General features: G+C 45.1%; 16 protein-coding genes. 5 read left to right on the plus strand and 11 right to left on the minus strand.

The annotated features are described in order from the left end of the window. Positions 1 to 4 precede the first annotated feature (4 nt). From FD974_RS04760 to FD974_RS04775, 4 genes are all read left to right on the plus strand, one after another. Positions 5 to 799: a peptidylprolyl isomerase gene (locus tag FD974_RS04760; RefSeq protein ID WP_215366392.1), complete on the plus strand. Its 795-nt coding sequence runs from the start codon at positions 5 to 7 to the stop codon at positions 797 to 799. A gap of 90 nt (positions 800 to 889) precedes the next feature. Further along, positions 890 to 1,276: a lactoylglutathione lyase gene (gloA, locus tag FD974_RS04765; RefSeq protein WP_215366395.1), complete on the plus strand. Its 387-nt coding sequence runs from the start codon at positions 890 to 892 to the stop codon at positions 1,274 to 1,276. 12 nt (positions 1,277 to 1,288) lie between these two features. Next, complete coding sequence (locus FD974_RS04770; protein ID WP_215366398.1) at positions 1,289 to 2,464, plus strand: GNAT family N-acetyltransferase; 1,176 nt, start codon at positions 1,289 to 1,291, stop codon at positions 2,462 to 2,464. Beyond that, the gene (locus FD974_RS04775) at positions 2,461 to 2,715 is read left to right on the plus strand and encodes a DUF1289 domain-containing protein (RefSeq protein ID WP_215366401.1); all 255 of its coding nucleotides are present in this window, start codon (positions 2,461 to 2,463) and stop codon (positions 2,713 to 2,715) included. The genes FD974_RS04770 and FD974_RS04775 overlap by 4 nt, the downstream gene beginning before the upstream one ends. Here FD974_RS04775 and FD974_RS04780 read toward each other — a convergent pair. Beyond that, the gene (locus tag FD974_RS04780) at positions 2,712 to 4,319 is read right to left on the minus strand and encodes an ABC-F family ATPase (RefSeq protein ID WP_215366404.1); all 1,608 of its coding nucleotides are present in this window, start codon (positions 4,317 to 4,319) and stop codon (positions 2,712 to 2,714) included. The genes FD974_RS04775 and FD974_RS04780 overlap by 4 nt on opposite strands. 100 nt (positions 4,320 to 4,419) lie before the next feature. After that, the gene (locus FD974_RS04785; protein WP_215366407.1) at positions 4,420 to 5,130 is read right to left on the minus strand and encodes a queuosine precursor transporter; all 711 of its coding nucleotides are present in this window, start codon (positions 5,128 to 5,130) and stop codon (positions 4,420 to 4,422) included. 117 nt (positions 5,131 to 5,247) lie between these two features. On the opposite strand from FD974_RS04785, the gene FD974_RS04790 reads away from it, so the two are divergent. Continuing rightward, complete coding sequence (locus FD974_RS04790) at positions 5,248 to 6,426, plus strand: acyl-CoA dehydrogenase (protein ID WP_215366410.1); 1,179 nt, start codon at positions 5,248 to 5,250, stop codon at positions 6,424 to 6,426. Here the strand turns inward: FD974_RS04790 and mnmH are convergent. The 9 genes from mnmH to soxB are packed head-to-tail and all read right to left on the minus strand — an operon-like array spanning position 6,423 to position 13,486. After that, positions 6,423 to 7,496: a tRNA 2-selenouridine(34) synthase MnmH gene (gene mnmH, locus FD974_RS04795; protein ID WP_215366412.1), complete on the minus strand. Its 1,074-nt coding sequence runs from the start codon at positions 7,494 to 7,496 to the stop codon at positions 6,423 to 6,425. The two genes, FD974_RS04790 and mnmH, sit on opposite strands and share 4 nt — an antisense overlap. Before the next feature lie 41 nt (positions 7,497 to 7,537). Then, complete coding sequence (locus FD974_RS04800; RefSeq protein WP_215366415.1) at positions 7,538 to 7,882, minus strand: TIGR01244 family sulfur transferase; 345 nt, start codon at positions 7,880 to 7,882, stop codon at positions 7,538 to 7,540. A gap of 50 nt (positions 7,883 to 7,932) precedes the next feature. After that, positions 7,933 to 8,361, minus strand: coding sequence for a YeeE/YedE family protein (locus FD974_RS04805; RefSeq protein WP_215366418.1), 429 nt, complete (start codon positions 8,359 to 8,361; stop codon positions 7,933 to 7,935). Positions 8,362 to 8,364: 3 nt separating this feature from the next. After that, on the minus strand, positions 8,365 to 8,802 hold the full coding sequence (locus FD974_RS04810) for a YeeE/YedE family protein (protein ID WP_215366422.1): 438 nt from the start codon (positions 8,800 to 8,802) through the stop codon (positions 8,365 to 8,367). Positions 8,803 to 8,814: 12 nt separating this feature from the next. Beyond that, the gene (locus tag FD974_RS04815; RefSeq protein WP_215366425.1) at positions 8,815 to 9,936 is read right to left on the minus strand and encodes a YeeE/YedE family protein; all 1,122 of its coding nucleotides are present in this window, start codon (positions 9,934 to 9,936) and stop codon (positions 8,815 to 8,817) included. A gap of 18 nt (positions 9,937 to 9,954) precedes the next feature. Then, positions 9,955 to 10,272, minus strand: a complete 318-nt coding sequence (locus FD974_RS04820) for a hypothetical protein (protein ID WP_251374671.1) — start codon at positions 10,270 to 10,272, stop codon at positions 9,955 to 9,957. 59 nt (positions 10,273 to 10,331) lie between these two features. Then, on the minus strand, positions 10,332 to 11,273 hold the full coding sequence (locus tag FD974_RS04825; RefSeq protein WP_215366428.1) for an MBL fold metallo-hydrolase: 942 nt from the start codon (positions 11,271 to 11,273) through the stop codon (positions 10,332 to 10,334). 20 nt (positions 11,274 to 11,293) lie between these two features. Then, complete coding sequence (locus FD974_RS04830; RefSeq protein ID WP_371817133.1) at positions 11,294 to 11,710, minus strand: DsrE family protein; 417 nt, start codon at positions 11,708 to 11,710, stop codon at positions 11,294 to 11,296. Positions 11,711 to 11,752: 42 nt separating this feature from the next. After that, positions 11,753 to 13,486, minus strand: coding sequence for a thiosulfohydrolase SoxB (gene soxB, locus FD974_RS04835; RefSeq protein ID WP_215366433.1), 1,734 nt, complete (start codon positions 13,484 to 13,486; stop codon positions 11,753 to 11,755). Positions 13,487 to 13,533 lie beyond the last annotated feature (47 nt).

A 13,533-nucleotide genomic window follows, 5' to 3' on the forward strand; every position in this document is an offset into this window, starting at 1 on the left:
CTTCATGCTAAATATTCGCCAATTACTCGCCCTAGGCACTCTCAGCACCTGCCTTTTTTCTTCCCTTGCTTTTGCACAGAATGCCGCCATTGTTAATGGCAAACCTATTCCTAAAGCGCAGTTAGATAAGCTCATTCAAAAATCTAATCAACCTGATACACCTCAGGTACGGGATCAGGGTAGAGAAATGCTCGTCACACGCGAGTTGGTTTTGCAAGAGGCCAATAATCGCGGCATCACCCAAAAAGAATCGGTTCGTGATCAGCTAGAGCAAGCCAAAATGGCTGTTCTCATTGCTGCGGTTTATGAAGACTATGTTCAAAGAGAAGGCGTAGATGAGGCCGAACTAAAGGCTGCTTATGAACAGGTAAAAGCCCAATACACTGGCAAGGAATACCATGTAGAGCATATTCTGGTCGAAAAAGAATCTGATGCTAAAGCAATTATTGTTCAGTTGAAGTCTGGTGGAAACTTTGCGGATATCGCCAAAGCAAAATCGAAGGATCCTGGCTCCGCTGAAAAAGGTGGTGATTTAGGTTGGGTAAGCGAGCAATCTCTTGTCCCTGAGTTCTCTAAAGCAATGGTTCAATTAAAGCCTGGCCAAACTACAGATAAGCCAGTTAAATCGCAGTTTGGTTGGCACATTATTAAGCTGGACGAAGAGCGTGATTTGAAAGCGCCAAGCATGGAAGAGATCAAGGAACAGTTAATTCAGATGATTGCATCAGAGCAAAACTGGCAAAAAGCAAAGTTTGCTGAAATGATGAAAAAATTACGTGCGAAGGCCAAAATTCAATAACGTTGCCTTTATTTCTCCCAAAAACCCAGGCTAATACCCTGGGTTTTTTATTCCCAACAGAAAATAAGAATTGGCTTTATATTTATTCCTATGATGATCCTACATACCATGCTACGAATCGGCAATTTGAGCCGCTCGATCAATTTCTATACGCAAGTGCTGGGGATGAATCTCTTACGCACTACAGAGCGCCCAGAGCAAAAATACTCTCTGGCCTTTGTGGGCTTTGGCAAGGGCAATGCCGATGGTCAAGCTGAAATTGAATTGACATATAACCATGGTGTGGAAAGCTATGAAATGGGAACTGCCTATGGCCATATTGCTATTGCCGTTCCAGATGCCTATGCTGCCTGTGAAAAGATTAAGGCTGCTGGTGGAAATGTAACTCGAGAGGCAGGCCCCGTTATGGGCGGCGATACTATTATTGCCTTTGTCACAGATCCCGATGGCTACAAGATTGAACTCATTCAGCGCTAATTAGTTTTTATAGTGACTAAGCAAGAGGCTTATCAAGCACGCATTATTCACAGTATTTCAGAGGTGACTGAAGAAAGCTGGAATGCACTCCTGCCCAACGATGCAAATCCTTTTTTAAAGCACGCCTTTCTAGAGGCGCTAGAAGCAACCGATTGCATTGGTGGCAATACGGGGTGGCAAGCTGCCCACCTTATTATTGAGGATGGCGAAGGATCGGTCGTTGGCGCCATGCCAATGTATCTCAAGCAACACTCCTATGGGGAATTTGTCTTTGATTGGTCCTGGGCACAGGCCTACGAACAAAATGGTCTCAATTACTATCCAAAGGCCCTTGTTGCCATCCCCTTTACGCCCGTGCAAGGGGCGCGCCTTTTGGTTGCCAAAGATCATGATGACAAGCTTATATCTAGCCTGCTCCTAAGTAGCCTGAAGAATCTAGTACAACAGAACGGCTTATCTTCTGCGCATATTTTGTTTCCAAGCCCCGATGAGATTGCAGTATTGGAGGATCAAGAATTTATGTTGCGTGATTCTGTGCAGTTTCATTGGCATAACCAAGGCTACCAAAATTTTGACGATTTTTTAGCGGCTCTAACAATGAAACGCCGTAAAAATATTCGGCGAGAACGTGCTCAATTGCTACATCATCAATTGGAGTATCGCCATATTAGCGGGTCGCAAGCGACTTTAGAAGATTGGTCTTTCTTTTATCAATGCTATGCCAATACTTATTTGGAAAGACGCTCTTCGCCATACCTGACTGAATCTTTTTTTCAGGAAATTGCAAAGCGAATGCCGGAGCATCTGCATTTGATCATAGCTTGTCGATCAAGCATGCCAATTGCCGCTTCTCTATTAGTAGTTGATCGCAATGCTTCACAGGTCTTTGGTCGCTACTGGGGGGCTATTGAACATATTCCTCTGCTTCATTTTGAGGTTGCCTATTACCAAGCTATTGAATACTGCATCAGAGAAGGAATCCAGACTTTCGAAGGCGGCGCCCAAGGCGAGCATAAGATGGCTCGAGGCTTTCTACCGACTACCCTACATTCAGCCCACTGGATTGCTGACCCCGGCTTTTCAAAAGCTGTTGGTAATTTCTTGAAACGTGAGCGGCATGGAGTGGCAGCCTATGTTGATGAACTCGAACAGCATAATCCCTTGAAATCGACTACAGTACAGCCATGACTTCCGCTAATCAACCCGCCAAGCAAGATGGGGCAAATTCCTTAGCCGTAGGAGATGATGCCTCTGACTCACCTTGCATTGGTGTATGCACAACCCTTTACGATGAAATATGCCAAGGCTGTGGTCGCACTCTTGGCGAAGTGAGTAATTGGGTATTCTTTTCCCAGGAAGAAAAAGAAGTCGTGTGGAAACGCATCCGTGCTGATGGCACTGCTATGCGCTTCCAGCGTCAAAATAAAGAAGGTACTTAGCCAGCTAGAGCTTGGCTACGTAAATATTCTTCGTAGGTGCCTGAGTAATCCACGACAGTGCCATCCATCTTCACTTCCAAGATGCGGTTAGCTAAAGCCGAGACGAATTCACGGTCATGGGAAACAAAGATTAAGGTGCCATCGAATTTCTCAAGCGCAATCTGCAAGCTCTCAATCGATTCCATATCCATGTGATTGGTTGGCTCATCCATTGCCAGAACGTTATATTTTTGGAGCATCAATTTACCCCAAATCATTCTGCCCTTCTCACCACCAGAGAGAACTTTGACGGACTTACCAATGTCATCACCTGAAAATAGTAGTCGGCCTAATGTCCCACGAATGACTTGATCATCATCGCCAGTGTTGCGCCAGTTGTTCATCCAATCCATCAGCAGTTCATCCTTAGCGAACATCTCAGTATTATCTTGGGGCATCACACCCACATTCGCATTTTCTGCCCATTTCACATCACCACTATCTGCAGGAATACCATCAAAACGTTTGCTTAAGATGGTCTTTAGGAGTGTTGTCTTGCCTGCACCATTTTGCCCAATGATGGCAATCTTTTCACCAGCACGAATAGCAATTTTAAAGTTCTTAAAGATGGTGCGGTCATAAGCCTTAGTTAGTGCATTGCACTCAACGGCCATGTTGTGAAGTTTTTTCTCGGTGTCAAAGCGAATAAAGGGGTTCTGACGTGATGAAGGTTTGACCTCAACAATTTCAATTTTCTCCAGCTGCCTTTGACGAGAAGTAGCTTGACGTGCCTTGGAAGCATTTGCAGAGAATCGCGCCACGAAAGCGGCCAATTCAGCAATTTTTTCTTTCGCTTTGACGTTATTGCTAAGTTGTTGTGATCTTGCCTGAACGGATGCCAACATGTACGAGTCGTAATTTCCTGGATATACCTTCAGTGTTCCATAGTCCATATCGGCCATATGCGTACACACCTCATTTAAGAAGTGACGATCATGGGAAATGATGACAATCGTGCTCTTAATTTGATTCAGAATATCTTCTAACCAATGAATCGAGTGAATATCCAAGTTATTGGTTGGCTCATCAAGCAATAAAACATCCGGATCAGAGAACAGTGCTTGAGCAAGCAATACGCGCAACTTCCAACCTGGTGCAACATTGCTCATTGGGCCATCATGCTGCTCAATTGGAATGCCAATTCCTAGCAACAATTCGCCTGCCTTAGCTTCAGCCGTATAGCCGCCGTACTCTGCATATTTGCCTTCAAGCTCTGCGGCGCGCATATAGTCTTCATCGGTAGCTTCAGGATTTGCGTAGATGGCATCACGCTCAGCCGCAGCCTTCCACATCTCTTCATGACCCATCATCACTACGTCAAGAACACGGATATCTTCATAGGCAAACTGATCTTGGCGCAACTTTCCTAGGCGAATACCAGGATCTAAGCTGACGTTTCCACTGGTTGGCTCGAGTTCGCCACCCAAAATCTTCATAAAAGTAGATTTGCCGCAACCGTTTGCACCAATGAGGCCATAACGATTACCGCCGCCAAACTTCACGGAGATGTTTTCAAACAGGGGCTTTGCCCCAAACTGCATAGTGATATTGGATGCGGACAGCACGGATGGGTCTTACTTTCTGATAGGAAAATTCAATAGGTTTTGCGCAAAATTGCCAGCAAAGATCCCTATTTTAACGGCTTGTTGGCAATAAAGCCCTAAATTAGACTTTCACCCTAAATGGCGTGAAGTTGGTATGAATATCATAGTAATCGGCAGCCTCTTTGCGCTTGAGAAAGCCAATAATCCAGTAAGTTAAGGGGGTTGCCAGCACTTCCCAAGCTGTTTTGAGAACATATTGGGCTAGTGCCACTGCAATAACCTCATGTGTTGACCAGATTCCATAAAAAGCGATGAAATAAAAGAGTGAAGAATCGATCAGCTCCCCTACCGCTGTGGACCCTATCGTACGCATCCATAAAAAACGGCCACGGGTCCAAATCTTCATTTTGGCCATGACGTAGGCATTGATGAAGCTACCAGACCAAAAAGCCAGCATGGAGGCAATTACGACCCGCCATGAGTTACCAAAAACCAACTCCATTCCCTGCTGGTACTGAGCCATATAAGAGCCAGGCGCAACAGGAAGTGCAATCGTAATTTGCGCCATGATGGCAGCAAAAGCTAAAGCGGCAAATCCCATCCATACAGCACGACGATCATAGGCATAGCCATAAACCTCAGTCAGAATATCGCCAAAAAGATAGGCAATTGGAAAGAACAGAATTCCAGCGCCAAAAATGACGTTGCCAAAATACGGTAGATCTAGCTGCGCCACCTTACCAGCCCCAATGAAATTGGAACAGAGCAACACAACAACAAAGGTCGCCAAAAGCAAATCATAGTAACGGTGGTGGCTTCTTGCCTCGCTCATGGGATCAGTGGGTGGTCTAGGTAAAAGGTGTGAAATAAAGAGATAATGGAAAGGATATAAGGATTCTGCAATACCTGCAGGCATGAGATTACATTAGCAAATGGAAGGCATTACAAGATGAGCAAAGCCACCTTTAATTGGGCAGACCCCCTACTTCTCGACCTACAACTGACTGAAGAAGAGCGCATGGTTCGCGATGCGGCCGCTGAATATGCTCAAGGTCGTCTCATGCCCAGAATCCATGACGCTTATCGAAATGAAACGACTGATCCATCCATCTTTCGGGAGATGGGAGAGTTGGGGCTCTTGGGTATTACGATTCCAGAACAATACGGTGGCGCCAATTTAAATTATGTTTCTTACGGACTCATCGCCAGAGAAATCGAGCGTGTTGATTCTGGCTACCGCTCCATGATGAGTGTTCAGTCTTCGTTAGTGATGGTTCCTATCAATGAATTTGGTAGTGACGCTCAAAAGCAAAAATACTTACCTAAACTGGCCACTGGAGAGTGGATTGGTTGCTTTGGCCTTACAGAGCCAAACTATGGCTCTGATGCTGGCGGCATGATTACTCGAGCCAAAAAGGTGCCTGGTGGATTTTCCTTAACTGGCTCCAAAATGTGGATCTCCAATTCTCCAATCGCAGATGTCTTTGTGGTCTGGGCAAAAAATGATGAGGGTCTCATTCGGGGTTATATCCTTGAAAAAGGCATGAAGGGCTTATCAGCTCCAAAAATCAGCGGAAAAATGGGCTTAAGAGCCTCCATTACCGGTGAAATCGTGATGGATGAGGTATTTGTTCCAGACGAGAATGAGTTTCCTGAAATTACCGGACTCAAGGGCCCCTTTACTTGCCTTAACTCTGCTCGCTATGGCATTGCCTGGGGCGTATTGGGCGCTGCTGAATGGTGCTGGCATGCCTCGCGTCAGTACACCTTAGATCGTAAGCAATTTGGTCGCCCCTTAGCGGCTAATCAGCTGATTCAAAAGAAGTTGGCTGATATGCAGACGGATATCACCTTGGCCCTACAAGGATGCTTACGTTTAGGTCGCATGAAAGATGAACATATTGCTGCCCCAGAAATTACTTCGATGATGAAACGCAACTCCTGCGGTAAGGCTTTAGATGTAGCTCGTCTAGCAAGAGATATGCATGGTGGTAATGGTATCTCTGATGAGTATGGCGTGGTTCGCCACATGATGAACCTCGAAGTAGTCAATACCTATGAGGGCACACACGATATTCACGCCTTAATTTTAGGGCGCGCGCAAACGGGCATTCAGGCTTTTAGTTAAGCGCCAACTTGAGTGATGATGTTTTTTGCCGCCTGAGTAAAAGCATCATCACTGTCACTATTAAGCGTGACAAAACAATCTTCTTGATAGTTGGGAAAATTTCTGACTATCGATGATTGATAGGAGGGATCGTAATGCAGCACCAGCAACTCCTCGACTAATTGCGCAAACCGGCCTGAATCAATAGCATCATCCCATTTGGCAATCTGAACCTTTCCATAGCGCGAGGTCAATAAAGCCAATTTATTCTTGAAGCTTTCTGGGTCAGATAAAAAATGATGGTACTCACGCATTAGCCAGGAGACGCGAGTAGCAGTATCAGATCGCAACTCAATACACCTGCCATTGCGAATCGATTCCATCAGGGCATCTGGAATATGCAGGCCCCCTACTTTCTTACTCTCTGACTCAACAAACACAATTTTTGCAGGGTCTAGCCTATTTAAGGCGGCCCATAAATTGGTTTCAAAACCTTTTTGTGAGGGCTGTTCAATATCAGGTTCGTTACCCAGGACAGACCCACGATGAATTGCTAAGGCTTCTAAGTCGAGGACTTGTGCTCCAAGCGCGTGCAACTCTTGCAAAATACGCGTCTTACCACTGCCTGTCATGCCGCAAATGACTTGAAAATGAAACGACTTTGCGGCCTCCTCCAAGTCATCAATGACTACTCGTCTAAAACCCTGATAGCCATGCTCTAACTGCATTGCTTTCCAGCCAATGCGATTGAGAATATGGGTAAACGCCCCGCTTCTCTCGCCGCCACGCCAACAATAAATCAGCGGGCGCCACTCTCTTGGAAAATCAATTAAATATTCTTCCAAGTGGCGTGCAATGTTACGAGAGACATAAGATGCACCTAATTTCTTCGCAGCAAATGGAGAGACCTGTTTATAAAGAGTGCCGATTTCAATCCGCTCTTCATTATTTAAGACCGGTAAATTAATGGCGCCGGGGATATGGTCTAAAGCAAACTCTGCGGGAGAGCGAACATCAATGATGGCATCAAATTGTCGGAGATTTTCCGAAAGATTGGCAACTGGAAAAATATAGGGATTGCTGTTATGCAAGCAAAACCCCAACGACAGTCAAGATACCCATACCTGTGAAGCTATCGAACCTGAAGAGCCATTTGATACAGATTTGTAGAGCGCGCACCAGAGCGACAAAAGGCTAATACTGGACCTGGAAGCGTTTTCAAGAGTCGAGCCATCTCCACGACCTGGTCAGGAGTCACAGCACCAGGAACCACTGGCAAGTACACATAGTTAAGCCCGAGACGCTCTGCCTCAGCCGCAATGGCTGCATTGGTGGGTTGGCTTGGACCACCTTCAAAATCAGGGCGATTATTAATAACGCTTTTGTAACCCAACTGAGCGATTTGCGCTAAATCAGATGGCTCGATTTGACCAAGAGTACCAAATTGAGAGGTGTGGCAAGAAACAGGAAGGCTCATTTAAACCTCGAAAAAAGGAAAAAGAATAGCCCTTATTCTAAATCAGACTGCTATTTGACAGCACTAAAGTAGCGACTGGAAATGTGCATACCCAAAAGCATTGCAATGACGAAGACTAAAGCCTTTAAGTGCCCTGCCCCTAAAGCCACAATGGCTGGACCAGGACAAAACCCTGCGATACCCCATCCCGCTCCAAAAATTAAACCGCCAATAATCAAGGGTCGGGAAATATCTCTTTGGGTAGGCATATTAAAAACGCCGCCAAAAAATGCTTCACTTCTTCGCGATGCAAGGTAGAAGCCACCTAAGCCAACAATTACAGCGCCACCCATCACAAAGATTAATGAGGGATCCCAGTTGCCAGTGATATCTAAAAAATTGAGCACCTTTTGTGGATTACTCATTCCAGAAATAATGAGCCCAAAACCAAATAAAACTCCAATGAGGTATTCGCTAAGAAGGTTGAAATGTCTTCTCATCACTTAGATTCCCAAGAGATGTCGAATGACATAGACAGTAAGAAATCCTGCGGCCATAAAAGAGAGCGTTGCCACAAGTGATCTGGGGGATAAGCTGGACAGGCCACAGATACCGTGACCACTTGTACAACCAGAACCATAGTGGGCCCCAAAACCAACCAAGAGGCCTGCAATCACAATTGCAATCCAATCTGCATCAATGATGGTGATGGTATGCATGCCAAACAAGAGAGCGGACCACAGTGGCGCAGTCAATATTCCACCTAACAATGCTAAGCGCCAAGTCCAATCACCCTTTCTGGGGCGCAAAAGCCCAGAAACAATTCCACTAATACCCAGAATGCGACCATGCAAAATCACATATAGAGCAGCAGCAATTCCCAATATCATGCCGCCTAATAATGCGGGTCCAGGGGTAAAAGCGATCCAATCAATTTGCATGGTGACCTTTTATTAACTGCAAGGATTAGGAGCAAGGCGAATCTGCAAATAACGCAAGCCTATGTATGCACCAATAATGAAGCCCGGCAAGGCTATAAATGATCCCAGTGCCAACGTTGAAATGCCACTCAATCCTTGGCCAACAGTGCATCCTAATGCAGTAACGCCCCCAAAGCCCATCAGGCTAGCACCCACTAAGTGATTGGCGGTATCTTCAGTGTTACGAAAACTTTCCCAGCGAAATGTTTTTGTTAACAGCGCAACAACAGCTGAACCCAAAATCATGCCAACAACAGCAACAATCCCAACAGTCAATACTTTTGAGGTATCGCTGTACATCATCAGCCAATCAAGCGAATAAGCATAAGGCGCTACAAACGAAAGACTTTCCATACGACCTGAATTAGTCACTAGAAATACTTCTTCGAGAGTGTTGGGATCTTCAGCTAGGTGACCCAGACTTCCAGATACCCACCAAATAGCACAAATAGCGAGACCAACTAATACGCCAGCCAATACATTTTCAGCAGACCAAAAGGCTTTGTTGGATAAAGCGTAGGCAATAAATGCGAAGCCAATGACTAAACCCAGCGCAAGATGCAGGCCAGACCTAGCCATGCCCGTACTAGCGCTAATGATGCTGGGCAGATCTTGTGGAGTGCTCAGGGTAACAAAAACAGTGTCCAAGGTATTTAAACGGATGACACCTAAAAAACCTCTCATCGTCATATAGGCCGTTAATCCCAGGACTATAAAAACGATGATCGATTTAAGGTTTCCGCTGCCAATTCGAACTAGAGTTTTACTACCGCAACCAGACGATAAAACCATGCCCAAACCAAAAAGCACGCTTCCAACCAAAGCAGATAACCACAACAGCTTGTTGCTGGTGTACATGCTTTTAAGAGGGTCAATCCAACCAAAATAAGACATCAAAGCAAAGCCAACAATCGCCACCCCGATTGCTAAGAACCACTGACGCAACCTATCCCAACTAGACATAATGAAGATATCGGAGATGGCTCCCATGCTACAGAAGCCAGTTTTCTGCATTACTGCACCCAAGACAAATGTAATGGCAAACGTTGTCCATAAAACAGACTTGCTAATTGATGCGATATCTACTACGTCCATATCAAAAACTCTAAAAAGTTAAGGTTTAAATTTGTAAAACTGTTTATTCAAATAGGCGGTAACGTCTGCCTCATCTTCGGGAAAAAGGTCTAAGCGCAATTCGGTATTGCACATGGCAACCATGGATTTTAGTTTAGGCAAATCCTTTACTTTGCTATCAGCGCGTGTATAGATCATGTCCCCATTACCAAAACCAGTCTTTTGAGCATGGCAGGCATAGCACTTCTCTTGATCAATTTTCTTGCCATTGGCAAGGTTTGGCGCCGCAACTGCGTAGTTGAGCATGCCGAAGATCGCAAATAGGGACAGGCTTAGTTGGATCAGGGATATTTTCATAAAAAACAGTCCTTTAGCTAAGTAAAGGACTATTTTAAGGCCCTGCGGATAATTCTGTCTTATTCGGCCTGAATTGAGAGGTAAACGTTATAGGCGTTCATCCTATTGGCAGCCCTAAATAAGGGCATCCCGTCATATTCCGACCAATCCGTCTGTTTATAAGCCTCCTCAAAGGGATCCATTTCAATGGCGGCCTTAGTCATGGATTGACGTAAATACTTCAAATAATCACGGGTAAACGCAATATCTTCCTGAGGCTTAATCGAGTGAGCACCATGTCCAGGAACAATGGTTTTGGGCTTTAATCGCTCAATTTCATCTAAAGCACTGAGCCAGCCTTTGCTATTGGCATTACCCACGAATGGAATTCGACCCCGAAAAACCAGGTCACCCGCAAATAGAACACCCTCTGACGGAATATAGATGATGAGATCTTCGGGCGCATGGGCTGGCCCCACCCTGCTAATCTGAAACTGAACACCACCAATCGTAATTACCTTACTTTGGTCAATCCAAACATCAGCTGCGATTAATTTAGTGCTGTCATTAACCCAGGGAGCAAAGTCCTGTCTTGAAGCAATTAAACGTTGTTTAGCCGTTTCAGAAGATAAATAATCAATGCCCTGATTTTGAGCGTAAATCTTTGCGCCGATTTTTTTAAACTCTTGCAAACCATAGACATGATCCGCGTGATAGTGAGTCACAATGACTGCTACCACTTTTTGAGAAGTGACCTTCTTGATTTCTTGCAGTAACTTTTTAGCCAGAATTGGTGAGCCAAGAGCGTCTATCACCACCACGCCTTTGGGGGTAACTACAAAACCAGCATTCGAAATAAAATTCTGGTTTTCGCTATTACCCATCTCAGGTCGCCCTTGTACAAAATAGGTATTGGGAGCAACCTGAACAGGCTTAAGTACAACATTATCAGAGGCAGCAAAAACAGACTGAGTAAATAAAACCTCAATCAAAAACAGGATGGTAAGTAGTCCAAGGCGCATGCCGCTCTTCAAAATAAGTCTTAGGGCTTAATGTAAGCAAAATTGTTCTGATACTGTAAATCCGCAATCCGCACGACACCAGAGGGGGTGAAATCCGTATCTAAAACAAACTGATCTTTTTTCAGCTTACGGTTCTTCAAGGTCATTTCACAAACCTCAAACTTGACACCGCGAGACTTCAAAGCAGAAACTAGTGGCGCATATTCCATGCCATTTTTCTTATTTTTTGCACCTTCAAGCATGATGTCTACACCATTGGCATGTGTCACAACAATGATTTTTGTTTCAGGCGAAACATCTAAGTGATTACGAATGTTGCGAAGACCTTTAATTCCTTGCTCATCTGCATCATCGATGTGATAGACCACCTCAGTAGGCCCAGCCGCAATAACAACGGCTGGAGTCAAAAAGAAAGCTGCAGTGATAACTGATGCCATTGCCAGTTTTAAATGTGAAATCATTACAGCTCCTTTAAGGATTTATTTAAGGGCAACCATACCGGGATTATTAGCAACACCCTTAATGATGGGCTCGTTTAACTTGACAGCCTTAACAACCTTCACGTCGCGCAAGTGACGCTCAATGACGTCCCAAATAGCCTCGCCACCAGCATTCTTAGCTTCTTCACTAACCGGTGCCCAGCCAGCGACCTTGTACATCTTGCTTGGCTCAATCGATTTACCGTTAAGACGCATATCAGTAATGCGCTTACCAGCTGATTCAGCTGGGTCAATGGTGTACTGCAGACCGCCAACACGAACCATGTCGCCACCCTGCTGATAGTAAGGATCAGGGTTAAATAAATTATCTGCAACGTCTTCAAGAATCGTTTTGATCGTCTCACCACTCATATTGCTAACTGTGGTGTACGGATAAGTGATTGCTGTTTGATCCAAGAGGTGCTCACGGGTAATGGCCTGACCTGGAAGCAAGCTAGTGCCCCAGCGGAAACCGGGTGAGAATGCAATCTCTGCATTCTTCTGTGCCATCAAGCCATCCAAGATTAATTGGTCAAAGCTGCCGTTAAAGTTACCGCGGCGATATAAGAGTCCATCGGTTGTGGCCAATTTCTCAGTCAATTTAGCTTCATATGGTGCTCTGATTTTGGTAATCAGCTTAGACATCGTAGGGTCGGCTGGAATCATATTCGAGAAGACTGGTAATAGCTTGTAGCGGAAATCGACTGCTTTACCACCTTTTACATTGAAGTCCAGCACGCCTAAGAACTTAGTATTCGATCCAGCATTCGTTACCAAGGTAACGCCGCCAGAATTCTTTACCTTGACTGGAATAGGAACTCCATCATGTGTGTGGCCACCCATAATTGCATCAAGACCGCTGACTCGAGAAGCCAATTTCAAATCTACATCCATGCCATTGTGCGAGAGAAGCACGACAACTTTGGCCCCTTTTGCCTTGACTTCATCAATGGTCTTTTGTAGGTTTTCCTCTTGAATCCCAAAGGTCCAGTTAGGGGTAAAGTAGCGTGGGTTTGCAATTGGGGTGTAAGGGAATGCCTGACCAATAATGGCAACCTGAATACCATTTTGTACTTTCATGACATAGGGATTAAATACCAAGTCACCAAAGTCAGAGGTCTTAATATTTTGAGCTACGAATGAGACTTTGCCCTTGAAATCACCATTAACGATTTCCATAACGCGTTTCTCACCAAGCGTCATTTCCCAGTGAGGCGTCATCACGTCAACACCCAAAGCCAAAGCAGCGTCAACCATATCTTGACCGTTAGTCCACAAGGCGGTACCAGATCCCTGCCATGTATCACCACCGTCTAACAAGAGTGCACCAGGACGGCTTGCCTTGATTTGCTTAACCAAAGTAGCCATATGCGCAAAACCACCAACCTTGCCGTAGTTTTGTGCTGCAGCTACGAAATCCAAATACGTAAACGCATGTGCATCACGGGTATTAGGGGCAATACCGTTCGCCTTTAAGAAATACTCGCCAACCAAGTGCGGCATCTTGCCTTCTTGAGCGCCAATTCCTAAGTTGACGTTAGGCTCACGGAAGTACACAGGCAATAGTTGCGCATGGCAGTCAGTGAAATGCAAAAAGTGGACATTACCAAATTTTGGCACTTCATAAAATTTTTGCGCAGTAGTTTGGGCTTGAGCAAAATTGGATTGCAAACTCATTCCACCAGCAGAAGCGATAGCAAGTGCCTGCAAAAATTCACGGCGATTTAATGACATATTTAATCCTGTTAAGAAAACAGGCCTTTCGGCCCGTTTTGTTGTGT

The organism is Polynucleobacter sp. es-EL-1, assembly GCF_018687975.1.
In the GTDB taxonomy this organism is placed as follows: Bacteria; Pseudomonadota; Gammaproteobacteria; order Burkholderiales; family Burkholderiaceae; genus Polynucleobacter.